At 64.7% G+C, this 23,871-nt stretch carries 21 protein-coding genes and 1 pseudogene; 10 read left to right on the forward strand and 12 right to left on the reverse strand.

The window, feature by feature from the left end; genetic code table 11:
* Positions 1–337 precede the first annotated feature (337 nt).
* The 4 genes from ABID59_RS09955 to ABID59_RS09970 all read left to right on the forward strand — a co-directional run bounded on the left by ABID59_RS09955 (position 338) and on the right by ABID59_RS09970 (position 5,044).
* Positions 338–1,909, forward strand: coding sequence for an ABC transporter ATP-binding protein (locus tag ABID59_RS09955; protein ID WP_354083275.1), 1,572 nt, complete (start codon positions 338–340; stop codon positions 1,907–1,909).
* The gene (locus ABID59_RS09960; RefSeq protein WP_354083276.1) at positions 1,893–2,984 is read left to right on the forward strand and encodes an ABC transporter permease; all 1,092 of its coding nucleotides are present in this window, start codon (positions 1,893–1,895) and stop codon (positions 2,982–2,984) included. The genes ABID59_RS09955 and ABID59_RS09960 overlap by 17 nt, the downstream gene beginning before the upstream one ends.
* A complete protein-coding gene (locus ABID59_RS09965; RefSeq protein WP_354083277.1) occupies positions 2,971–3,888 on the forward strand; it encodes an ABC transporter permease in 918 nt (305 codons plus the stop codon). Before ABID59_RS09960 ends, ABID59_RS09965 begins: the two co-directional genes overlap by 14 nt.
* A gap of 79 nt (positions 3,889–3,967) precedes the next feature.
* Positions 3,968–5,044, forward strand: coding sequence for a BMP family ABC transporter substrate-binding protein (locus ABID59_RS09970; RefSeq protein WP_354083278.1), 1,077 nt, complete (start codon positions 3,968–3,970; stop codon positions 5,042–5,044).
* 100 nt (positions 5,045–5,144) lie between these two features.
* Here ABID59_RS09970 and ABID59_RS09975 read toward each other — a convergent pair whose 3' ends face one another.
* Positions 5,145–6,494 carry an 8-oxoguanine deaminase gene (locus ABID59_RS09975; protein WP_354083279.1) on the reverse strand — a complete coding sequence of 450 codons (1,350 nt, stop codon included), beginning with the start codon at positions 6,492–6,494 and terminating at the stop codon, positions 5,145–5,147.
* 153 nt (positions 6,495–6,647) lie between these two features.
* On the opposite strand from ABID59_RS09975, the gene ABID59_RS09980 reads away from it, so the two are divergent.
* Together ABID59_RS09980 and ABID59_RS09985 are read left to right on the forward strand one after the other, a co-directional pair.
* On the forward strand, positions 6,648–7,475 hold the full coding sequence (locus ABID59_RS09980) for an FAD binding domain-containing protein (RefSeq protein WP_354083280.1): 828 nt from the start codon (positions 6,648–6,650) through the stop codon (positions 7,473–7,475).
* On the forward strand, positions 7,472–10,198 hold the full coding sequence (locus ABID59_RS09985) for a molybdopterin-dependent oxidoreductase (RefSeq protein WP_354083281.1): 2,727 nt from the start codon (positions 7,472–7,474) through the stop codon (positions 10,196–10,198). The genes ABID59_RS09980 and ABID59_RS09985 overlap by 4 nt, the downstream gene beginning before the upstream one ends.
* Here the strand turns inward: ABID59_RS09985 and uraD are convergent.
* The 4 genes from uraD to ABID59_RS10005 form a co-directional block, all read right to left on the reverse strand.
* Positions 10,195–11,082 (reverse strand): 2-oxo-4-hydroxy-4-carboxy-5-ureidoimidazoline decarboxylase, encoded by an 888-nt coding sequence (uraD, locus tag ABID59_RS09990; protein WP_354083282.1) that lies wholly within the window; start codon positions 11,080–11,082, stop codon positions 10,195–10,197. The genes ABID59_RS09985 and uraD overlap by 4 nt on opposite strands.
* Positions 11,083–11,089: 7 nt before the next feature.
* Complete coding sequence (gene puuE, locus ABID59_RS09995; RefSeq protein ID WP_354083284.1) at positions 11,090–12,025, reverse strand: allantoinase PuuE; 936 nt, start codon at positions 12,023–12,025, stop codon at positions 11,090–11,092.
* On the reverse strand, positions 12,026–12,439 hold the full coding sequence (locus tag ABID59_RS10000; RefSeq protein WP_027531871.1) for a DUF3830 family protein: 414 nt from the start codon (positions 12,437–12,439) through the stop codon (positions 12,026–12,028).
* Positions 12,440–12,529: 90 nt separating this feature from the next.
* Positions 12,530–12,808, reverse strand: coding sequence for a hypothetical protein (locus tag ABID59_RS10005; protein ID WP_354083597.1), 279 nt, complete (start codon positions 12,806–12,808; stop codon positions 12,530–12,532).
* A gap of 250 nt (positions 12,809–13,058) precedes the next feature.
* Here ABID59_RS10005 and ABID59_RS10010 point away from each other — a divergent pair, with 250 nt between their 5' ends.
* Positions 13,059–13,277, forward strand: coding sequence for a hypothetical protein (locus ABID59_RS10010; protein WP_187435114.1), 219 nt, complete (start codon positions 13,059–13,061; stop codon positions 13,275–13,277).
* A gap of 760 nt (positions 13,278–14,037) precedes the next feature.
* On the opposite strand, the gene ABID59_RS10015 is transcribed toward ABID59_RS10010, so the two are convergent.
* From ABID59_RS10015 to ABID59_RS10035, 5 genes and pseudogenes are all read right to left on the reverse strand, one after another.
* Positions 14,038–14,418 (reverse strand): hypothetical protein, encoded by a 381-nt coding sequence (locus ABID59_RS10015; RefSeq protein WP_354035436.1) that lies wholly within the window; start codon positions 14,416–14,418, stop codon positions 14,038–14,040.
* Positions 14,419–14,558: 140 nt separating this feature from the next.
* Positions 14,559–15,878 carry an alpha/beta hydrolase gene (locus ABID59_RS10020; protein WP_354083285.1) on the reverse strand — a complete coding sequence of 440 codons (1,320 nt, stop codon included), beginning with the start codon at positions 15,876–15,878 and terminating at the stop codon, positions 14,559–14,561.
* Between the two features lie 130 nt (positions 15,879–16,008).
* Positions 16,009–17,796, reverse strand: coding sequence for a chloride channel protein (locus ABID59_RS10025; protein ID WP_354083286.1), 1,788 nt, complete (start codon positions 17,794–17,796; stop codon positions 16,009–16,011).
* 7 nt (positions 17,797–17,803) lie between these two features.
* Entirely contained in the window at positions 17,804–18,457 is a 654-nt protein-coding gene (locus tag ABID59_RS10030) for a class II aldolase/adducin family protein (RefSeq protein ID WP_354083287.1), read from the reverse strand.
* 147 nt (positions 18,458–18,604) lie between these two features.
* Positions 18,605–18,829, reverse strand: a pseudogene (locus tag ABID59_RS10035) (MarC family protein); the annotation flags it as partial.
* Positions 18,830–18,998: 169 nt separating this feature from the next.
* On the opposite strand from ABID59_RS10035, the gene ABID59_RS10040 reads away from it, so the two are divergent.
* Genes ABID59_RS10040 through ABID59_RS10050 form a run of 3 tightly spaced genes read left to right on the forward strand, consistent with a single transcriptional unit; the run spans position 18,999 to position 21,932 of the window.
* Positions 18,999–19,382, forward strand: coding sequence for an Hsp20/alpha crystallin family protein (locus tag ABID59_RS10040; protein ID WP_354083288.1), 384 nt, complete (start codon positions 18,999–19,001; stop codon positions 19,380–19,382).
* Positions 19,383–19,390: 8 nt separating this feature from the next.
* Positions 19,391–21,772 (forward strand): endopeptidase La, encoded by a 2,382-nt coding sequence (gene lon, locus ABID59_RS10045; protein ID WP_354035428.1) that lies wholly within the window; start codon positions 19,391–19,393, stop codon positions 21,770–21,772.
* A gap of 4 nt (positions 21,773–21,776) precedes the next feature.
* Positions 21,777–21,932, forward strand: a complete 156-nt coding sequence (locus ABID59_RS10050) for a hypothetical protein (RefSeq protein WP_167358281.1) — start codon at positions 21,777–21,779, stop codon at positions 21,930–21,932.
* 75 nt (positions 21,933–22,007) lie between these two features.
* On the opposite strand, the gene ABID59_RS10055 is transcribed toward ABID59_RS10050, so the two are convergent.
* Together ABID59_RS10055 and ABID59_RS10060 are read right to left on the reverse strand one after the other, a co-directional pair.
* Positions 22,008–22,310 (reverse strand): HU family DNA-binding protein, encoded by a 303-nt coding sequence (locus ABID59_RS10055; protein ID WP_008139488.1) that lies wholly within the window; start codon positions 22,308–22,310, stop codon positions 22,008–22,010.
* A 281-nt stretch (positions 22,311–22,591) separates the two neighbouring features.
* Positions 22,592–23,824: an acetyl-CoA C-acetyltransferase gene (locus ABID59_RS10060; protein WP_354083289.1), complete on the reverse strand. Its 1,233-nt coding sequence runs from the start codon at positions 23,822–23,824 to the stop codon at positions 22,592–22,594.
* Positions 23,825–23,871: the final 47 nt, after the last annotated feature.

Genomic DNA, 23,871 nt, shown 5'->3' on the forward strand with positions numbered 1-23,871 from the left:
AACCCAAGCGCGACTGTCGAAGGCGGCCGTCGTGGTCACGGAGAAATGCATACAGGCGGGTGGCGCGACTTTGCTCAGCTTCAGGTCAGGCCTGCCTAGCGGGTTCCGATTTGGCTAGAACCGTCACAAATTTGCAACAGCCGCCGCGTGCAGCGCGCAACCGCAAGAGCCGTGCAAGGGGCCATTGCGGACGCCTGGTGCCTGGAAACGGCCGCGACTCGCGCGACCGGCCTTCTGCCGAAGCGTTAAGCAAGGGATGACGCTTTTTCACACCTTACGCAGCGGTTCAAACTAGCCCAGTATTAAGGCACTTCATCCCATGCAAGCGCATCAGCGAATGTTAGATCCGACATCCAACGGCCTGCATTCCGGCGAGTCCCCGTTACTCAGGACGGTGGGACTCACCAAACGCTATGGAGATTTCCTTGCCAACGATTCCATCGACATCGAGATCTGGCCGAACGAAATCCACGCGCTGCTCGGCGAGAACGGCGCCGGCAAGTCGACACTGGTGAAGGCGATCTATGGGCTGATCCAGCCCTCTGCCGGCGAGATCCGCTGGCAGGGCGATCGAATCGTGCTGTCCGGCCCGTCGGAAGCGCGCAGCCGCGGCATCGGCATGGTGTTCCAGCACTTTTCGCTGTTCGACAATCTCACCGTCGCCGAGAACGTCGCGCTTGGGCTCGACGGCACGGAATCCTTCAAGGACATGTCGGCGCGGCTGGAGCAGGTGTCGAAGACCTATGGCCTGCCGCTCGATCCCAGGCGCGAGGTCTGGCAGCTGTCCGTCGGCGAACGCCAGCGCATCGAGATCGTCCGCGCGCTGATGCAGGACCCGAAATTCCTGATCCTGGACGAGCCGACCGCGGTGCTGACGCCGCAGGAAGCCGACCAGCTCTTCATCGTGCTGGAGCGGCTCAAGGCCGAAGGCCGCGCCATCCTCTACATCAGCCACAAGCTCGAGGAGGTGAAGCGGCTCTGCGATACCGCCACGATCCTGCGCGGCGGCAAGAAAATCCGAACCTGCAATCCCCGGCTCGAAACCGCAGCCTCGCTCGCACGCATGATGGTCGGCGGCGAGATCAAAGAAGTGAAGGCAGCCGCGGGCCGGCAGACCACGATACCGCGGCTGGTCGTCAACGATCTCTCGCTCGCGCCGGACGAGGCGCATGGTGTGTGGCTCGAGCACATCTCCTTCGAACTGAAGGGCGGCGAAATCCTCGGCATCGCCGGCGTGGCCGGCAACGGCCAGGACGAGTTGTTCGCAGCACTATCTGGCGAACGGCTGTCGAAGGATCCGGGCACGGTGGTGATCGAAGGTATTGCCGCCGGCCACCTCTCGATCACCAAGCGGCGCAAGCTCGGCGCCGCCTTCGTGCCCGAAGAGCGGCTCGGCCATGGCACCGCACCGCGCATGAAGCTGTCGGAGAATGCGCTGCTCACGGGACACGCGGCGAGCGGCATGGTCCATCATGGCTTCATCGACACAGCAGCCACGCTCAAGACCGTCGACCGCGCCACCGAAACTTTCGACGTGCGCAAGGCCAAGCGCGATCCGGAAGCAGCATCCCTCTCCGGCGGGAACTTGCAAAAATTCATCGTCGGCCGCGAAATCCTGCGCAACCCTGCAGTGCTGGTGGTGAGCCAGCCGACCTGGGGCGTCGATGCCGGTGCCGCCGCCGTCATTCGCCAGGCGTTGCTGGATCTCGCCACCGCAGGCGCCGCGGTGCTGGTGACCAGCCAGGATCTCGACGAGCTTGCCGAAATCGCCGACCGCATCTCCGTGATGTTCCACGGCCGCCTGTCGGAGCCGCTCGCCACACGCGACGCGACACGCGAAAGGCTCGGCCTGTTAATGGGCGGCAGCAGCCTGGAGCCGAAGGAGGCCGTGCATGCAGTTGGTGCTTGAGAAGCGCGCCGAGCGCTCCAACATGATCGCGCTGGTCTCGCCGCTGATCGCGATCGGCTTGACGATCGTGACCATGACCATCCTGTTCGCGATCCTCGGCAAGAATCCGCTGCTCGCCCTGCAGGCCTATTTCATCGCGCCTCTGACCGACAGCTATTCGCTTCAGGAGATCGCGGTGAAGGCGACGCCGCTGGTGATGATCGCGATCGGGCTGTCGCTCTGCTATCTCGCCAACGCCTGGAATATCGGCGCAGAAGGGCAATTCCTGATCGGCGCCGTCGCCGGAAGCTGGATCGCGGTGAAGACGCAAGGCACCGACGCCGGCGCCTGGGTGCTGCCGGCAATGCTCGTGCTGGCTGCAGCCGCGGGCGCGCTCTATGCGCTGATCCCGGCGATCTGCAAGGTGAAGTTCGGCGCCAGCGAGATCCTCATCAGCCTCATGCTGGTCTATGTCGCCGACCTGCTGCTGGACTATCTCGTGCGCGGTCCCTGGCGCGATCCGAACGGCTTCAATTTCCCGACGACGGCCGAGTTCGATCCGGTTGCGACGGTGCCGCTGCTGATCGAAGGCGGCCGGCTGCATCTCGGCTCGATCATCGCGCTGCTGGTGGTTGCAGCGGCTGCGATCCTGCTCGGGCGCACCATCAAGGGGTTCGAAATTCGCGTCGTCGGTGCCGCGCCGCGCGCGGCACGATTCGGCGGCTTCAACGCCAACCAGCTGATCATCCTGACCTTCGCGGTGTCGGGCGCGTTGGCTGGCCTCGCCGGCATCATCGAGGTCGCCGGTCCCGTCGGACATCTCCAGCCCGGCATCTCGCCCGGCTATGGTTTCACGGCGATCATCGTCGCGTTCCTCGGCCGGTTGAACCCGATTGGAATATTAATTGCAGGCCTTTTTCTCGCACTAACCTTTATCGGTGGCGAGCAGGCGCAGATCGCAATGAAGATCCCGTTGGACGTCACCAAGGTCTTCCAGGGCATCTTGCTGTTCTACGTGCTCGCCTGCGATTCCCTCATCCTCTACCGCTTCAAGCTGGTCTTCCCGAGCCGACAGGTGGCCCGTGGAGCTGGTTGAAGCCATCATCCTGTCGGTGCTCGCGGCGTCGACGCCGCTCCTGATCGCGGCAACCGGCGAGCTCGTGACCGAGCGCTCCGGCGTGCTCAATCTCGGCGTCGAGGGCATGATGATCGTCGGCGCGGCCTGCGGCTTTGGCGGCGCGTGGCTGACGGGCTCGATTCTGGTCGGCGCGCTGTTCGGCATCGTCGCGGGCACGCTGATGTCGCTGATGTTCGCGCTGATGGCACTCGGGCTCGCCGTCAACCAGGTTGCGACTGGGCTGGCGCTGACCATTCTCGGCGTCGGTCTCTCCGGCTTGATCGGTGCCGGCTTCGTCGGCGAACGCATCACGCCGGCAGCTCATCTCAACATTCCCGGCCTCACCGACATTCCGCTGGTAGGTCGCGTGCTGTTCGGCGAAGACGCCTTCATCTATTTCTCCATTGCACTCATCATCGGCGTCTGGTGGTTCCTGTACCGCACGCGCGCAGGATTGATCCTGCGTGCCTGCGGCGACAACCACATCTCCGCGCATGCGCTCGGCTATCCCGTGCTGCACATTCGCACCCTCGCCGTGATGTTCGGTGGCGCCTGCGCCGGGCTGGCCGGGGCCTATCTGCCGCTCGCCTACACGCCCTTCTTCATTCCCGGCATGACCGCGGGCCGCGGCTGGATTGCGTTGGCCCTGGTCGTGTTCGCATCCTGGCGCCCGGGCCGGCTGGTGGTCGGCGCTTATCTGTTCGGAGCTGTGACGATCCTGCAACTGCATGCGCAAGGCTGGGGCGTCGGCATTCCCTCGCAATTCATGTCGGCACTGCCTTATCTCGCGACCGTCATCGTGCTGGTCCTGCTCTCCCGTGCGCGCACCGGCGGCTCGACCGCACCGGCCGCGCTCGGCACCGTGTTCGTGCCTGACCGCTAGCGTTTTCATTTTCGCAACGTGCGCGATGGGGCGCGCACGTTGCGGATCGTGGCTTTCCCCTGATGTTTGGAGATTGATAATGAGGAAATCACTTCTTGCGCTGGTTGCCGGCCTTCTGCTTGCCGGGAGCGTCAGCGCAGCCTCCGCCGCCGACAAGCTGAAGGTCGGCTTCATCTACCTCGGCCCGATCGGCGATCTCGGTTGGACCTATCAGCATGAGCTCGCCCGGCAGGCTCTGGTAAAGGAGCTCGGCGACAAGATCGAGACCACCTATCTCGAAAACGTGCCGGAAGGACCCGATGCCGAACGCGCGATCGAGCAACTGGTCCGCGCCGGCAACAAGCTGATCTTCACCACCTCGTTCGGCTACATGGACCCGACGCTGAAGGTCGCCAAAAAATATCCGAACGTGCATTTCGAGCACGCCACTGGCTACAAGCGCGACAAGAACATGTCGACCTATTCGGCCAAATGGTATCAGGGCCGCTACATTCAAGGCCTGATCGCGGCCAAGATGTCGAAGTCCGGCGTGCTCGGCTATATCGGCTCGTTCCCGATTCCCGAGGTCGTCTCCGGCATCAACGCGACGATCCTCGCGGCGCAGACCATCAACCCGAACATCAAGGTCAAGATCATCTGGGCCAACACCTGGTTCGATCCAGGCAAGGAGGCCGACGCCGCCAAGGCACTGATCGACCAGGGTGCCGATATCATCATGCAGCACACGGATTCGCCCGCCGCGATGCAGATCGCCAGCGAACGCGGCAAGCTCGCTTTCGGCCAGGACTCCGAGATGATCAAGTTCGGGCCCAAGACCCAGCTGACCTCGATCCTCGACACCTGGGGCTCCTACTACATCGAACGCGTCAAGGCCGAGCTCGACGGCACCTGGAAGTCCGAGGACAGCTGGGGCGGTCTCGACAGCCACATGTTCGCGATGGCGCCGTATACCAACATGCCTGACGACGTGAAGAAGATCGCCGAGGATGCCCAGGCGGCAATCACCGCGGGCAAGCTGCACCCGTTCAAATGCCCGGTGATTGGGCAGGACGGCAAGGAGATCGAGTGCAAGGGCGGCGCCAATCTCGCCGACGGCCAGATCCTCGGCATGAATTTCTACGTCAAGGGTATCGACGACAAGCTGCCGGGCAAGTAGCACGCTTCTTGCATTGACTAAATCACCTGCTCCTCCCGGAGGAGGTTCGGAGGGGGTGGCCAGAAGCACCCGGCACTTGTGGTCGCCCCCTCCTTCTATTTTACCCCGCCCGCATCGCCCGCGCCGCGGAACTGTGCCGGCGGATGAGGTCCGGCACGTCCAGTCCCGGGATCGCGCCATCGACCACGGCCCAATTCCCCGCCACCATCACCCGATCGGCCCGATGCGCCCCGCACAGAACCAGTGCAGCCACGGCATCACCGTGGCCGGAGAAGCGCAGCTCGTCCAGCTTGAACAGCGCGAGGTCGGCGGCTTTGCCGACCGCGATCTCGCCCAACTCCGGCCGACCGACACACGCCGCCGAGCCCTTGGTAGCCCAGCGCAGCGCATCCTTGTGGCTAACCCTGGTCACACCGTAGCGCGCCCGCTGCAGCAGGAACGCGGCCCGCACCTCCTGCATCAGGTTCGATCCGTCGTTGGAGGCCGAGCCGTCGACGCCGATGCCGATGCCGACGCCAGCCTCTTCCATCTCGCACACCGGACAGCATCCGGAGGCCAGCAACTGATTGCTGCACGCACAATGGCTGATGGTGGTCTTGGCCTTGCCGAGCCGCTTCATCTCGTCGGCATTGAAGAAGATGCCGTGGGCGAGCCAGGTCCGCGAATTAAGCCAGCCGCATTGCTCGAGATAGTCGAGCGGACGGCAGCCATACATCTGCTGGCAGAATTTGTTCTCATCCTCGGTTTCGGCGAGATGGGTATGCAGGCGCACGTCGAGCTTGTCGGCGAGATCGGCGGTGCCGCGCATCAGCGAGGTCGTTACCGAGAAGGGCGAGCAGGGCGCAAGCGCGATCTGCACCATCGCATCCGCACCACGCTGGTGATATTTTGCCACAACACGCGCACTATCGGCGAGGATCGTATCCTCGTCCTGCACGACGCTATCCGGCGGCAGGCCGCCGTCGCGCTGCGACAGGTTCATCGAACCTCGCGTCAGCAGCACGCGCACGCCGAGCCGCTTTGCGACGCCGACCTCGATGTCGACGGACTCTTCGAGCCCCGCCGGGAAAACATAGTGATGGTCGGTCGTGGTGGTGCAGCCGGACAGCAGCAGCTCGGACATCGCCAGGGTAACACCGAGCTCCAGCGATTCCGGCGTCATCCTCGCCCACACCGGATAGAGTGCCTGCAGCCAGGGGAACAGCTCGCGGTCCATCGCCGCCGGCAGTGCCCGCGTCAACGTCTGGTAGAAATGATGATGGGTGTTGATGAGACCCGGCAGCACGACATGTTCGCTCGCATCGAACACCGTGACATCTGCCGTCGCGGCCGTGCCACCGGCCGGCACGAGTTCAATGATGCGACCATCCCTCACGACTACACCGCGCCCGGCACCATCGGCGAGAATGGCCAGGGGATCCCTGATCCAGATCGGCTTTGCGTCGCTCATGATCCTGTTTCTCCTCGCCCTCGTTAACGAATGGCCTGCAAGGCGGAGGCCATCCCGAGCGCGTTATTGCTGCGACTTGTTGTTGCCACTTGGCGCTGGTCTTGCAAGACTTTCCGAGAGAATAATGCGTTCGGTGGAAGCGTTGGCGCAGCCATGGACTTGAATACCATCACAGCGGTCGCCCATCCGCAAACGCGCGCGCAATTGCCCGCTTGGACGCCAGGTGATGCTTGGCTCGCGGGCGGCACGTGGCTGTTCTCGGAGCCGCAAGTCCACCTCACACGGCTGATCGATCTCACCGATCTGAAATGGCCGGCGTTGACGATTACCGAGAGCCACCTCAGCATCGCCGCGACCTGCACGATCTCGCAACTCGATGCGCTCACCTGCCCGACCGACTGGCTCGCGGCACCGCTGATCAGCCAATGCTGCCGCGCTTTTCTCGCCTCCTTCAAGATCTGGAAGACGGCGACCGTGGGTGGCAATCTCTGCATGTCGCTGCCGGCAGGACCGATGATCTCGCTCACCGCCGCGCTCGATGGCGTCTGCACGATCTGGAAAGCCGGCGGCGGCGAGCAGAGGATTCCGATCGTCGAATTCGTCACGGGCAACCAGCGCAACCGCCTGTCGCCGGGCGATCTGCTGCGGCAGATCGACATTCCACTTGCCGCACTGAAGCGCCGCTCCGCGTTTCGCCAGATCTCGCTCGCGCCGGTCGGCCGCTCCGCGGCCCTTCTGATCGGAAGCCTTGACAGCGCTGGCGCGCTGAAGCTGACCGTGACCGCATCGACCGTGCGCCCGATTCCGTTGTCGTTTCCAAAGCCACCCGATGCGAACGCGCTTCGCTCGGCAGTAGCCGAGGCAATCACGGATGATCTCTATCACACCGACATTCATGGCAAGCCGCTCTGGCGCAAGCACATGACGCTGCGGCTCGCCGAGGAGATCCGCGTCGAGCTCCTGGGAGCAACGCCGCCATGAGCTTCGAGGTCAATGGCGCGACATTTCCGCAAGCCCCACGCGCCGGCCAGTGCCTGCGCACGTTCCTGCGCGAGCTTGGCCATTTCGGGGTGAAGAAAGGCTGCGACGCCGGCGACTGTGGCGCCTGCACCGTGCTGCTCGACGGTGAGCCCGTGCACAGCTGCCTGATCCCCGCGTTTCGCGCAGAGGGACGCGCAATCACCACGATCGAAGGTTTCGGCGGCGAACATGGCGCGCACCCGATGCAGCAAGCCTTCCTCGACGCGCAGGGATTCCAGTGCGGCTTCTGCACGGCCGGCATGATCCTCACCTGCGCCACGCTGGACCAGGCGCAGCGCACCGATCTTGGCGCCGCGCTGAAGGGCAACATCTGTCGCTGCACTGGCTATGGCGCGATCGAGGACGCGATCCACGGCAAGTCCAATGTCGATAATAGCGTCGAGGCCGGCGGCGCGTTCGGCCGCAGCCTGCCGGCGCCCGCGGGCCCGGACGTCGTCCGCGGCACGGCGCGCTACACATTTGACACGCAGGTCGAAGGCCTGCTGCACATCAAGCTTCTGCGCTCGCCGCATGCGCACGCAAGAATTGTCGCGATCGACAGATCGGCGGCGATGGCCGTGCCCGGCGTGCACGCGGTCCTGACGCACGAGGACGCCCCATCGGTGCTGTTCTCGACGGCGCGGCATGAGAAGGACTGGATGGACCCCGAGGATACCCGCATCCTCGACGACGTCGTCCGCTTCATCGGCCAGAAGGTCGCCGCCGTCGTCGCCGAGAGCGAAGGCGCGGCCGAGGAGGCATGCCGATTGCTGAAGGTCGACTACGAGATCTTGCCTGCGCTGATCGATCCCGAACAGGCAATGATGGCGGGCGCGCCGCTCGTGCATCCCGATCGGACCGGCGCGAACCGCGTTGCCGACGCGCGGCGCAATCTCGTCGCGGAGACGCATGGCGAATTCGGCAATGTGGCCTCCGCCCTCGCCACATCCGCGGTCACCTTTGATGCCACCTTCCACAGCCACCGTGTGCAGCACGCGGCGCTGGAGACCCATGGCGGCCTCGCCTGGCTTGACGATGCAGGTGTCCTCAACATCCGCACCTCGACGCAAGTGCCGTTCCTGACCCGGCGTGCGCTTTCGGACATCTTTCAACTTCCGATGGATAAGGTCCGCGTGTTCTGCGAGCGCGTCGGCGGCGGTTTTGGCGGCAAGCAGGAGATGTTCGTCGAGGATATTCTGGCACTCGCCGCGCTGAAGACGGAGCGGCCCGTCAAGCTCGAGCTCACGCGTGAGGAACAGTTCATCGCGACCTCGACGCGGCACCCGATGCGGGTTCATATCAAGGCCGGCGCCGATGCCGACGGCAGGCTCACCGCGCTGCAGCTCGACGTGCTCTCCAATACCGGCGCTTACGGCAATCACGCCGGCCCCGTGATGTTCCACTCGCTGTCCGAGTCCATTGCCGTCTATAATTGCCCGAACAAGAAGGTGGACGGCTTTGCGGTCTACACCAACACGGTGCCGGCGGGCGCATTTCGCGGCTATGGCCTGCCGCAGACGCTGATCGCGGTCGAGGCCGCGATCGACGAGCTGGCCAAGCAGCTCGGCATCAACCCTTACGAGATGCGCCGGCGCAACATCGTCAAGCCCGGCAATCCCATGCTGTCGCCGCCGCCGTCCGAATATCACGACGTGCTGTACGGCTCGTACGGTCTCGACCAGTGCATCGACCTCGTCGAGCACGCGATGCAGGCCGATGGCCCGCAGCCCGAGCTGTCGGGCGAATGGCTGATCGGTGATGGCGTTGCCTTGACCATGATCGACACGGTGCCGCCGGCCGGCCACATGGCCGACGCGATGATCGCGCTCAACGACGATGGCGGCTTCGATCTCACCGTCGGCACCGCCGAGTTCGGCAACGGCACCAGCACCGTGCACGGGCAGATCGCCGCGACCGTTCTCGCGACCACCGTCGACAGGATCCGCCAGCGCCAGTCCGACACCGCCCATGGCGGCCACGACACCGGCGCCTATGGCAGCACGGGCACGTTCGTTGCCGGCAAGGCGACGCAAGCCGCAGCCATGCAGCTTGCGACCGAATTGAAGGCGGCCGCCGCCAGCGCATGGCTTTGCGATGTCGCGACCTGCACGCTCGAGGGCGAGTTCGTCGTCAGCGGCGTGCGGCGAATGTCCTTTGCCGAGCTGGCGAAGCTCGCGCGCGAGGCGGGTCGTCCGCTCGTCGCGCACGGCAATTCCGAGGGAACGCCGAGATCCGTCGGCTTCAACGTGCAGGGCTTTCGCATCGCCGTGAACAAGGGCACCGGTGAGATCAGGATTCTCAGGAGCGTGCAGGCAGCGGATGCGGGCGTTGTCGCCAATCCCATGCAGTGCCGCGGCCAGGTCGAGGGCGGTGTTGCGCAGGCGCTTGGTGCTGCGCTCTACGAGGAGATGGTGATCGATGCGAATGGCCGCGTCACCAATCCCAAATTCCGCGATTACCATCTGCCGTCCTTCGCGGACGTGCCGCGCACGGAAGTGTTGTTCGCCGAGACATCCGACACGATCGGACCGTTAGGGGCGAAGTCGATGAGCGAGAGCCCGTACAATCCGGTCGCAGCCGCACTGGGCAATGCGATTGCCGATGCCACCGGGATCCGCTTCACCACACCGCCTTTCAAGCCGGATCGGTTGTTTCCGGCGCTGCACGACAAGTTCGGCGACTAACTGCCGCGATAGGTCGAATAGCTCCAGGGCGTCACCAGCAGCGGCACGTGATAGTGGCTCTCCGGCTCGCTGATCGCGAACCGCAGCGGGATATCGTCGAGGAATGGCGGATCTGACAGCTGCACGTTGCGCTCGGCGTAGTATTTGGCGACGCTGAAGCGAAGCTCGTAGCGGCCGATCGGCAGCGGACGTCCGCCGATCAGCGGCTGGTCGGTGCGGCCGTCTACATTGGTGAGGGTGCGCGCGATGACGCGGCTCTCGCCGAGACTCGCGAGCTCAATCAACTCGACCGCGATGCCCGGCGCGGGCTTGCCCGCGTGATTATCGAGCACATGCGTCGAGAGCCGGCCGTGCACCTTGAGTTTGTCATCCGCGATGACGAGCTGGTCGAGCCGCAGAGCAGCGATACGAGATATTTCCTCGAGGGCGCGGCGTGTCTCGGTCTTAGCGATGTTCTGCAGTCGCGCCTCGAAGTCCTGCAGGATGGAATCCTTGGTGTGCCGGCGCGCGCAGACGATATACGGGATGCCAAATTTTTCGCGATACGCATTGTTCGCCCGCTCAAAGGCCGCATGTTCGGTGTCCGACAGACGGTCGAGACCGGCGCTGTTCTGCTCGGCACTCGAGTCAGGCGTGAGTCCCGCTGCGCGCTGGGTCTTGTTGGCGAGGTCGGGATGCGCGCGTATCAGCGCCAGTTGCACCTCGGGCTCGGCGCTCGCGATCGCCGCCTTGATCGCGTCGAGCAGTGGATTGATGCCGGCAAACGGACGGCGCGCCGCGGCTTCTTGAGCAATCCAAGGCGAATATTCGACCACGTTTTCAAGTACAGCGACGAAATCGTCGAAGCTCGCGGCATTGAGATCAGACAAGGCGATCTGCGACATTGCTTCCCTACCCGATCTCGAACGCGTCGGCGGCAAGATGCGCAAGCTTGTCGTGCCAATGCTGCGCGATCTGCAGCCGCGTCGGCACCCAGACGCGCTCGTGCTTGCTGATATAGTCGAGAAAGCGGATCAGGCCCGCCGCGCGACCCGGCCGGCCGGCGAGACGGCAGTGCAGGCCCACCGACATCATCTTCGGCGCGGTCTCACCCTCGGCATAGAGCACGTCGAAGGCATCTTTCAGATAGGTGTGGAATTGCTCGCCCTCGGCAAAGCCTTGCGGGTTGATGAAGCGCATGTCGTTGGCATCGAGCGTATAGGGAATGATGAGCTGTTTGCCCGTCGCGCCCTTGACCCAATAGGGCAGATCGTCGGCATAGGAATCAGAGAGATAGAGGAAGCCGCCCTCCTCCATCAGCAGACGGTTGGTGTTGATCGAGGAGCGGCCGGTGTACCAGCCGAGCGGCCGAGAACCGGTCGCCTCGGTATGGACGCGGATCGACTCGGCAATCTCGGCGCGCTCCTGCGCCTCGGTCATATCCTTGTGCTCGATCCATTTCAGGCTGTGGCTCGCGATGTCCCAGCCGGACTCCTTCATCGCGGCGACGATTTCCGGATTGCGCTTCAGCGCGGTGGCGACACCGAACACGGTGGTCGGCCATTTGCGCTCGTTGAATATCCGCCACAGCCGCCAGAAGCCGGCGCGCGAGCCATATTCGAACATAGATTCGATATTGGCATGACGCTGGCCGGGCCAGGGCTGCGCGCCCAGCACGTCGGACAGGAACGCTTCCGACGCGCGGTCACCGTGCAGAATGTTGTTCTCGCCGCCTTCCTCGAAATTGACGACGAACTGCACCGCGACCCGCGCGTCGCCGGGCCATTGCGGATGCGGCGGATTGCGGCCGTAACCGCGGAGATCGCGCGGGTAGCGGGCGTCAGTCACTCAGACTTCCTCGAAGCGGATCGGCAGTGCGCCCTTCCACAGCACGCTCTTGCCCAGCGTCGCGAGATTCTCGAGGCCCGAGGTTACCGTGATGAAGTGGTTGCCGGCGAGCTGGCCCATCTTGCTGGCGAAATGCACGCCGCCATAGGCCATCAGGATCTCGGTCTCGCTGATGCCACCGGGATAGAGGATGATCTGCCCGGGTGCGGGATAGCTCGTGTGGTTCTCGTAGCCGACGCCGAAGTCGAGATCGCCGAGCGGCATCCAGACGCCTTCGCCGCTCCAGCGCACATGGATGATATGGCTCTCGAACGGCAGCGCCTTGCGGAACGCCGCGACGGTCTTGGGCGCCGCCTGCTCCTCGAAGCGGGCGTCGAAGGTGAAATCGCCGGCGCGGATAACGAGTTTGCTCATCTCATCTCTCTGGATCGGGGACGGTGGCCCCACGGGGAACTTGCAAGCAAAGAGCATTCCAGCGAGCTTCGCGCAAGTGGCGCTCGCTCCTCACCTGCGGTCGTAAGACCAGCCGAACAGACCGCTCCGCCGCACCTCAGGCTCGGACTCGGCAGCCGGTGCGGGCGCCTCCTTCAGTTCCGCCTGCGGCGGGGGCGGAGGCGGCGCCGGCAGGTTGTCGCACTTCATGGAATAGACCAGCTTGCCGTCCGCGGTGCGTCCGATCGGCGCGCAGGGGTCGGGACGCGCCGCCGAGGTTTTGGGAGCAGGTTTCACCTGCGCCACAGCCGGCGAGGCGATCAAAAGCAGGACCAGCAGATATTTCGACATCGTTGTCGCGCCTGAAACCTTCATTGGCCCTATTCAACCGGATTGCGCCGGTCAAGTCCATCGGGCCCGGCCGGGCGATTGCCGAATATTTAGCCGGGACCAAAAAAGTTGCTCGCCCCATCGTGAAGCCGCGTTGCCGATCGTGAAGCCGGCGACGGTGACACTCGGCCGGACGCATCGCCATGTGAGCGTCAACGACGCGCAGATGAGATCGTCCTCAGTCGGAAGCGTCGTCACGGGAGAAACAACCATGCAGAAGACTCTTGCCATTCTTGGCGCTACGCTGATAACCGCCATCACCATCCAGACCGCCGCGGCGAGCGACCGCCATCACGCCCGCAAGCCCCAGCCTGCTCCCATCACCCAATCGGTCCGCGACTCCAACGCCGCCGTGTGGCCATCGCAGCCGACCGTCCCCGACTGGTCGCGCTACGCCAACGGCGCAATGTCGGCGCCTGCGGGCAGGTGATGTTGGGAGGGTAGAGCGCGGTTGCTCCAACCTCGTCCTTGCGAGCGCAGCGAGGCAATCCAGAGTCTTTCCGCGGGACAGACTGGATTGCTTCGCTGCGCTCGCAATGACGGAGCAAGGGGCGGCATTGCCATCCTCCAATGCATGTTCCAACTCGCAGACACACCTTCGCATTCTCGCGGCTGATTTCGCCCGAGCTTTGCCTGGTCACTCCACCCTCTTGTCCAAGAGGGCGCAGGGAAGGCCGGGTGCTGACCTCGCACCCACGGTCCGCTGTGCGCAAGTAGCGCAAGGAAAAATGCACAGCGGCATACAGGTGAAGCCGAACACACGGCCTTCCCTGCGCAGTGGGTTGACGGCTTATGCCGTGCTCTCCCGGGAGCCGAATTCCTTCTGGCCTCCCTCGCCTCGCAGATTAGCGATGCGGTTAACCCGGTTGGGCGCTCCGCACCTCCGCGAAAAGCTTGGCCGTAGCGACGACGGCCAGGACCACACGATTTTGCCGTACGCGCTCAGCGCCGTCCGTCTACACGTGGCCGCGGACTCACGGGGACTACCCGCCCTGCCCTTAACCTCTCGTGCCGACGCTGCCGCGTCCACCGCAAGTCCGGCTCTCGATCAGTGACGACGTACGATCGCCCCTCCAGGTCGAGCCGGGATGGGCGATACATACGTCATTTCCGAATTTCGGTAAAGCGGAATATTTTTACCGGGAGAGGTTGACAGGCCGCGCGCAGGTGTTTTGCCCGTCGGGCAACCCTCAATACGGATTGTAGTAGCGCGGGCCGCCATAGTAGCCGTAGCCGGGACCATAATAGCGCGGGCCGCCATAGTAATAGTTGTCGTAGTACTCCTGGCGCCGGCTCTCGGCGATCGCGCCTCCGATCAGACCGGCCGCGACGCCCATGAAGGCGAGGCCCGCAGCGTTCGGTCCGCGCCGGTAATAGTGGCGACGCCGCGCAGAGCTGAAATCGGTAGCATTGGATGAGCCTTGCCCTGCCACGGTCGAGGGCGTTGCCCTGGCCGGCGTGGGGGACGCGGCGGCCGACGGCGAGATAGACGCCGCGACCAGGGCCAGACTGGCGAACGCGGCCAGCGCTGCGTTGCGGCCAACTCTCGAATTCACGGACCTGTCACTCATCTTCACGTCCTCTGTTCTCGCCCAATGAAAGATATGGAAACAGCATATAATGCGCAAAGCACTGAAATGGTTTCGTGATGGCGGCAATCTGCCACGCTTGGAACGCTTTGGATCAACCCGGATGACACCACGCACGACCTCTAGGCCCGATAGCTCCAGTATTTCCGGAGTGCATCGCCTGAGGCCTGGAGGTCGAAGCGCCGGTCGGGGGCGAGTTGCTGTGCGATCAAATTGAACATGTCGTTCAGGATCGAACGCTTCTCGCCGAAATAGGAGTGGTGCAGGCCGACCAGGCTGGTGTCGACCAGCGACGCATCGATCGTATCGATGCCGTCAACGATCGTCAGGGCCTCGCCGGCCTCGCCCGCCCGGGGATAGCCGTGCACGAATTTCGAGGCCAGCAGCGCCACGTCGCGCGACGAGGCATAGAGCGTGACGCGCGCAGCACAGCCTTTGAACTTCGCCGCGAGCTGGATGAAGCGGTCGCGGTCGATGTCGGGCGCGGCAAAGATGATCTGACCGAGCTTTGCGGCGCCGGCCGGCAGCTGCCAGGAGGTGACGCGTTCGAGCGTGTTGATCACCGCGCGATTGCCCATGCTGTGGGCGATGATGTGAACCTTGCCGGCGCCGATTTCGCCGAGCGCGAGCTGGAGAAACGCCTCGAAATGATCGCGCGACCAGTCGATCGTGCTCTCGTCCACCGTGTACTTCCTGGTGTCAGCCGCCGACGCCCAGCTATACAGCAGCGTCCGGCCTGCGAATTTCAAATCCACGGCAAGCTGCCCGGCCCGCCGCGCCGCATCCTCGAACGTCACGTTGTAGCCGTGCACGAAGATTAGGACGTCATGATCGCTCGCCGCGGCAAGCGAGTCCTTCAGGCTCGTGACGAAGGCATCCCGGCCAAGCGCCCCGACGGTCTTGAGGATCACGTGCTTTTCGGGATTGGCCGAGAATTCGAAGTGCCACCAACTGGGACCGGTGAGCTCGCCGAGGTCGCGGCCGCGCGTGGGCACGCTGACCTCCGCGACGCCTAAGGACAGCGTGCCGCGCGCGCCGCCAAAATAACGCGCCGGCGTGTCGTCGCCCCGGGCGCGGTCGGTGCCGTAGAAGACCGGGATGGTGACGACGCCGGTCGTCTCATTCGTGGTCGGCCGGACTGTGTCCGGGACGACGGGCGGCGACACCCGGCCGCGACGGGTCACGGTCTCCCTGGCGGTGGTGGGCGCCGCCATGTCTGCCATCAAGCGCTCGACAAGCTCCATGGCCGGCGGCTCCGCAAGCAGCCGTACGACCAGCAGGTCGAGCGACCGGCGAAGCTTGTCCGGATCTTCGCCGCGGCCGGCGCGCCCGGCGAGCTCCTGCAATTCTTCGCCGTAAGGGAGCCATTTGTCGCCCAGCAGATCCTTCAACCGGGGCCCTAGCTCGAGCAAGGCAAGCAACAGGCGAAGCGTGTCCGACATCGCACGTCCCTCGTCGCTGAATGCGGCCAGGCACCAGCCCCGCCGTCCATCGCTAGCCTAGAGGTTGTGAACGATCTGGCAAGTCCGCTGCGCGTGCCAGCGTCAACTTGCCCGGGGCGCGGCGCGCGCTTTACGACAATGCGCCCAGCACGCCGCGCGTTGCCTTGTCGATTTCCTCGACATAGCGGCGCCGGGCAAAGGTCTCGGTGAGGAAGCCGACGACCTTGCGGCTGTCGGTGGAATCGACCACCGCCAGCATCTCGGCCTCGGCCTCGTCGAACACCGCCATCGCGCTCTTCACGTTCATTTCCGGGATCAGAACGATCTCGGTCAGGCGTGCGAGCTCGATGACCTGGATATCGTCGGCGATGGCGTCGAGGTCGCTGGAGAACAAATCGGGCAGCAGGACGAGGCCGACATATTCGTCAGCATTGTTGACGATGACGATGCCGGGCCGCGACCCCAACGCGAATTCCCCCCGTGTCGCGGCGATGGTGGTGGTCGACGGCACCTTGCCGACATCGGAGCGCATCAGCCGCTCGACGGTGAGGTTGCGCAGCCAGCCGACGTCGTTGGCGCTGCGGATGGTCTCGCCGCGCAGATGCAGGCGCCAGGTCGAGAAGGAGTGGCCGAACATGAAGCGGACGCAGATCGAGGTGACGATGCAGCCAGCCAGCACCACGGCGGTGACGTCGACATTGCGGGTCATCTCGAGCACGAGGAACGACATGGTCAGGGGACCGCCGACGATGGCGACGCCGAGCGTCGCCATGCCGGTCAGCATCGCCACTAGCGGATCGATCACGAAATTCGGGCTGATCAGCAGCAGGACACCCGAGAAGAACTTTCCGATCAGGCTGCCGACGAACAACGAGGCGAAAAAGAGACCGCCGCGGAAACCGGAGGCCAGCGAGATCAGGCAGGCCGTCACCTTCAGCGCGATGATGATCGCGATCAGGCCGATGGTCATGTCGTGGAAGAGATCGAGCACCATGGCGCCGTGGCCGGCCGCGAGCACCTGCGGCGTGATGATCGCAAAGCCGCCGACGATGAGACCGCCGATCACCGGGCGCAGCCAGACCGGCAGCCACTTGAATAGCCGCTCGAACACCGAGGACGAGCGCATCACCGCGATGCCGACGCCGCTGGTGACGAGTGCGAGCACGATCAATGCGAGATATTGCTCGACGCCGACGGCGCTAACCCTGGGAATTTCGATCGAATAAGGCGCACCGCCGAGCCATTGCGCGGTCAGCGCGCCCGCGAGCGAGGCCGCCAGTATCGGGGCTGCGCTGCCGACCGAATAGACGCCGACGATCAGCTCGCAGGCGTAGAAGGCGCCGGTGATCGGCGCGCCGAAGGCCGCCGCGATCGCCGCCGCAGCGCCGCAGCCCACGATCAAGCGGAGGTCGTTCCGGCGGAGATTGAAGAACTTGCCGAGCAGCGAGGCGATGCCCGAGCCGATCTGGGTGTAGCCGGCCTCAAGGCCGACCGAGGCGCCGCAGCCGTTCGAGATCAGGGTCTGGCTCGACACCACCACGCTGTCACGCATCGACAGATTGCCGCCGCGCAGCGCATTGGCCTCGATCGGGTCGACTGCGCTCGAGAGCTTCAGCCGTCGCCGCCACCATTCCATGATGCCGAGCACCAGACCGCCAAGCGCCGGCGCGATCATCGCCGCCCAGGGACTGATATAGGTGTTGGCGGAGAGGCGCACGTCGATCGGAATGCCGTAGATCACGACATGGGCGATCTGCGCGATCTCGGCCATCAGCGTCACGATCGCGCCGGCCAGCGTGCCGATCACGAGCGCCAGCGGGATCAGGTAGAACTCGTTGCTGCGCAGGAGCGCGCGCAGCCGGACCATGGTGCGGTTCGTCCCCTTGCCGTCGACGAAATATCTGATCCGCGCGAACACGCCTGCCCTACCCCTCCGACATGCCGTAGCCGGCCATGCGTTGGCGGACCCGTTCGATTTCGGCGCTCGACAGCAGCGGCGGTTTGCCGATCTGGAGACAGCCGTGATATTGCCGCGCCAGCGTCTCGACCTCGACGGCGAGCCACATCGCCTTGTCGAGCGTCGCGCCGATCGCGATCATGCCGTGATGGTCGAGCAGGCAGGCAAGCCGGCCGACCAGCGCGCGCACCGCATGCCCGGACAGCTCCGCCGTGCCGAAAGTGGCATAGGGCGCGCAGCGGATGCTGTCGCCGCCGGCGGCCGCAATCATGTAGTGCACGGGCGGGATGTCCATGCCCATGATCGCCAGAATGGTGCAATAGGTCGGATGGGCGTGCACGACGGCGTTGACGTCGGCACGCGCCTTCAGGATGTCCAGATGGAAGCGCCACTCGCTGGACGGCTTCTGGCCGGGGGCATGCGAGCCGTCCATCGCCATGAAGACGATCTGGTCCGGCGTCATGACGTCATAGGGTACGCTGGTGGGCGTGATCAAGAGCCCGTCCCCATGCCGCAGGCTGATATTGCCGGACGTGCCCTGGTTGATGCCGAGCGCGTTCATGCGGCGGCAGGCGTCGATGATGGCCTGTCTCTTGTCGAGCTCGTCCGTTGTCATCGACATCCCGATTTCATCCGACCTTCTTGTCGACCTTCTTGGCGATGGGCGCTTGTTAGACCCGAAGTACGTCAAAGCAACATGGCAGTGCAAGCGAAAGCGGACCTGTTCAGGTGCCGGCGAGCCCGCCACACCGATAATTATATCGTAAAATCAACAGATTAACAGATTGCCGCAGCCTAATGACAGGCTCGCCCGGACGGCCGCGATCCCGTTGATCACAAACTGCGCCGAATAGGCCGCGAACAGCATGCCGAGGACGCGCGACAGCACGGCATTACCGGTGCGCCCCAGCGTCCGCGCGATCAGGCTCGCCGAGACGAAACAGAGCATGCAGAGCAGGCAGACCGCGAGCACGATCGCGATGATGATCGTGACTATCGCCTTCGGCGCCGCGGAACAACTCCGCGGCGTCGATGCGTCAGACTGCAAGGGCCTGCTCCGCTTCGAGGAGCCAGGCATGCTCCAAGCGCGCGATGCTGGAATTTGCTGGAACCATCACCATATCCTCGCTTTCCAACCACAGCGCCTTCCCCGAGTTTTTGCCATGCAACCCAAAAACCCCTTCGACTGGATGCTGTCCGAAGCCCTGGACCAGCTGACCCGCGGCGAACGGCTGCGCCAGCAGTTCGGCCGCCAGGAAGCCTGCTGGGAGCCGCCGATCGACGTGCTCGAGACCGAGCATGAGCTCCTGATCCTGGTCGCGCTTCCCGGCGTCAGCCCGGACAATGTCGAGACGGTGATCGAGGACGGCGTGCTCGTCATCTCCGGCCAGCGCACGCTTCCGCCGGAGCTTCGCAACGCCCGCATCCACCGGCTCGAGCTGCCGCAGGGCCGCTTCGAGCGGCGGATCGCGCTTCCCCTCGGCCGCTACGCCATCAGCCGCTTCGTGATGGACGGTTGCGTCGCTCTGCGCCTCGCCAAATCCTGAGGTCGATCATGGCCACCGAACAGATGACTACCGCACAGACCAGTCCTGACGTGAAGATCCCCGAAGACGCACTGATCATCATCCCCGTGCGCGAGATGGTGCTGTTCCCCGGCGCCATCGCGCCGATCGCGATCGCGCGGCCGAAGTCCGTCGCCGCCGCACAGCAGGCGCTGCGCGAGCAGCGGCCGATCGGCATCGTCCTGCAGCGTAGCCCCGAGACCGAGGAGCCCGGCCCGGACGATCTCTATCGCGTCGCGACCATCGCCAACATCGTGCGCTACATCACCGCGCCCGACGGCAGCCATCACATCGTCTGCCAGGGCGTGCAGCGCGCGCGCATCCTCGACTTCCTGCCGGGGACGCCGTTCCCGGCCGCGCGCATCCAGCAGATCCCCGAGCCGATCACGAATTCGCCCGAGATCGAGGCGCGGGCCCTGAACCTGCAGCGCCAGGCCATCGAGGCGATCGAGCTGCTGCCGCAGGCGCCGCCCGAGCTGGTCGCGATGTTCCAGAACACCACCGCGCCCGGCGCGCTGGCGGATCTGGCGACCTCGTTCATGGACATCAAGCCGCAGGACAAGCAGGAGGTGCTGGAGACCATCGACCTCGCTCTGCGCGTCGAGAAGGTGTCGAAGCATCTGGCCGAGCGGCTGGAGGTGCTGCGCATCTCCAACGAGATCGGCCAGAAGACTCGCGCCAGCTTCGACGAGCGGCAGCGCGAGGCGATCCTGCGCGAGCAGATGGCGACCATTCAGCGTCAGCTGGGCGAAGGCGACGGCAAGGCCGCCGAAGTCGCCGAGCTGACGGCTGCCATTGCCAAGGCCAACATGCCGCCGGAAGCGGATGCGCATGCGAAGAAGGAGCTTCGCCGCTACGAGCGCATGCCCGAGGCCGCCGGTGAATCCGGCATGGTCCGCACTTATCTCGACTGGCTGATCGAGCTGCCGTGGGCGCTGCCCGCGGAGAAGCCGATCGACATCAAGGAAGCGCGCCGCATCCTGGATGCCGATCATTTCGGCCTGGAGAAGATCAAGAGCCGGATCATCGAATATCTGGCGGTGCGCAAGCTCGCACCGCAAGGCAAGGCCCCGATCCTGTGCTTCGTCGGCCCGCCCGGCGTCGGCAAGACCTCGCTCGGCCAATCCATCGCGCGCGCGATGGATCGCCCCTTCGTGCGTGTCAGCCTGGGCGGCGTGCATGACGAGGCCGAGATCCGCGGCCACCGGCGCACCTATATCGGCGCGCTGCCCGGCAACATCATCCAGGGCATCAAAAAGGCTGGCACGCGGAACTGCGTCATGATGCTGGACGAGATCGACAAGATGGGCCGCGGCGTGCAGGGCGATCCCTCTGCCGCCATGCTGGAGGTCCTCGACCCCGAGCAGAACGGAACGTTCCGGGACAATTATCTGGGCGTGCCCTTCGACCTCTCGCGCGTGGTGTTCATCGCGACCGCCAACATGCTGGACCAGATTCCCGGTCCGCTCTTGGACCGCATGGAGCTGATCAGCCTTGCCGGCTACACCGAGGAGGAGAAGCTGGAGATCGCGAAGCGGTATCTGGTACGGCGGCAGCTGGAGGCCAACGGCCTGACGGCCGAGCAGGCCGAGATCGAGCCGGAGGCGCTGAAGCTGGTCGTCAAGGGTTACACCCGCGAGGCCGGCGTGCGTAACCTCGAGCGCGAGATCGGCAAGCTGTTCCGCCATGCCGCGGTGCAGGTCGCCGAAGGCACGGCTGCGAAGGTCGTGGTGACGCCGAACGACATCGGCACCGTGCTCGGCCAGCCGCGCTTCGAAGGCGAGATCGCGCAGCGCACCAGCATTCCGGGCGTGGCCACCGGCCTTGCCTGGACGCCGGTCGGCGGCGACATCCTGTTCATCGAGGCCTCGCGCGTGCCCGGCCGCGGCGGGATGATCCTGACCGGGCAGCTCGGCGACGTCATGCGCGAGAGCGTGCAGGCGGCGATGACGCTGGTGAAGAGCAGAGCCACGCAACTCGGCATCGATCCCCAGGTGTTCGAGAAGAGCGACATCCACGTTCACGTGCCGGCGGGTGCAACCCCGAAGGACGGACCGAGCGCGGGTGTGGCGATGTTCACGGCCCTGACGTCGCTGCTCACCAATCGCACGGTGAGGAGTGACACCGCCATGACCGGCGAGATCTCGCTGCGAGGGCTGGTGCTGCCGGTTGGCGGCATCAAGGAGAAGGTGGTGGCCGCCGCCGCCGCCGGACTGAAGCGGGTGATGCTGCCGGCACGCAACAAGCGGGACTACGACGACATCCCGAAGAGCGCGCGGGACAACCTCGAATTCATCTGGCTGGAGCGCGTCGACGAGGCCATCGCGGCGGCGCTCGAGCCGGCTGAGGCCAAGGTCGAAGCGGCGGAGTGATGTGATGAAGAAACTGCTGGAAGAAGCGAAGCGATCGCGGAAGACGCAGCGGCTGCGTCAGTTGCTGGATCGGGCCATCGACCGGGTGCGCGATGCGCTCGCAGGACCCGAGCCGCGGCTTCAGCCGATCCCGGTCCGGGTGAAGCGCCGCAAGGGCTGAACCCCTCCGCCTCAGCCCTCGCGGTCACATACTCAGTACAAAAGGCCCCCTCTCATCGAGGGGGCCTTTGCGTGATCAGGCCACGGCGTCCTTGGCAGCCTTGACCGGGCGGGCGCGGACGATCTTCCGGGCCGGCTTGGCCTTGAACATCATCTCTTCACCCGTGAACGGGTTGGTGCCCTTGCGCGCCTTGGTCGCGGGCTTCTTGATGACGACGAACTTGGCGAAGCCCGGCACCAGGAACAGGCCGTTCTTCTTGAGCTCCTTGTGGCCGACGTCGGTCAGCGTCTCCATGACGCTCTTGACGTCGCGCTTGGAAAGCTCGGTGGCGGTCGCAATCTTTTCGATCAACTGCGATTTGGACATTTGGGCTGGCATCGTGTCTCCTCTGATTCGTTGCCGGTTGCATATTAGACCAACCGGCGAAGGCCTAGAGCCTTCTGCACAGTTTTGTCGCGGTTTTACGGGCTTTTTTGGCCCCCTCAGGCAAAAAACCCTGCATTTTAGCGGCTTCCTGAGCGGAAGGCACCTCGGGCAGCGGTTTTTGCCTTGTTTCAAAGGCCCGCAAGCAGCCTTGCTAAAGCTGATTCGATGCTTTCGACAAGCGACGACCGGCCTCTTTGCCCGAGGAGGAGCGCGTTTCACCCTAGAAAATAAGGCTAGATCCGTTCGATGATGATAGCCGGTGCCATGCCGCCGGCCGCGCACATGGTGACGAGACCACGCTCGAGGTCGCGCCGTTCGAGCTCGTCGAGCACGGTGCCGATCAGGATCGAGCCGGTCGCGCCGATCGGATGGCCGAGCGCGATCGAGCCGCCATTGACGTTGACCTTGGCGCGGTCGAGCTTGAGATCGCGGATATATTTTTCCGCAACGACCGCAAAGGCCTCGTTGATCTCGAACAGATCAATGTCATCGATGGTGAGCCCGGCCTTCGCCAGCACCTTGCGCGTCGCCGGCACCGGCGCGTTCAGCATCAGGGTCGGCGAGTCCCCCATATTCGCCATCGCCACCACGCGGGCACGCGGCTTGAGACCATGCGCCTTGGCGTAGGACGGCGATGCCAACAGGATCGCAGCGGCACCATCGACGACACCCGACGAGTTGCCGGCGTGGTGCACGAAGTCGATGTTGAGATCAGGATATTTCTGCAGGATCAGGCCGCGATAGGTCGTGCCCTTGTCGTCCAGCGCATAATCGGCAATCGCGGGGAAGGCGGGCTTCAAGCTGCTGAGCCCTTCCATCGTGGTCTGCGGCCGCGGATATTCTTCGTGGTCGAGCGCGAGGCTGCCGTCCTCGCGATGAACGGGCACGAGGCTCTTCTTGAAGTGGCCACCGGCAATCGCCTGCGCCGCCCGTTTCTGGCTTTCGAGCCCGAGCGCATCGACGTCCTGCCGCGTGATGCCTTCCAGCGTCGCAATCGCATCGGCGCAGACGCCCTGATGCGACTGCGGGTGCCGCGCACGCAGGCGCAGATTACCGCTATCCATCATCATCGGACCGCCGCCGCGACGCCCCTCCATCGACATCATCTCGCATCCGCCGGCGATGACGAGATCTTCCGCGCCAGCCATGATCGAGCACGCCGCCATGTTGACGCTGGTGATGCCGGAGCCACAAAAGCGATCGAGCGTCACGGCGCTGGCGCGCACGTCATAGCCGGCATCGAGCGCCGACATCCGCCCGAGATCGCCGCCCTGCGTTGCGACCTGTGCGCTGCAGCCCCAGACGATGTCGTCGACATCGGCGGTGTTGATGCCGGTGCGATCGGCGAGCGCGCGCAGCACGGTGGCGCCAAGCTGCTGCGGATGAATGCCGGAGAGTGCTCCCTTGCCCGCCTTGCCGACGCCCCGCGGGGTGCGGCAGGCATCGATGATCAGCGCGTCGGTCATGGCGTTGTCCTCTTGTCATGAGCGTTGAAGGCGGTTTTGAATCACGG

The organism is Bradyrhizobium sp. S3.3.6, from assembly GCF_040546905.1.
Classification (GTDB): domain Bacteria; phylum Pseudomonadota; class Alphaproteobacteria; order Rhizobiales; family Xanthobacteraceae; genus Bradyrhizobium; species Bradyrhizobium cytisi.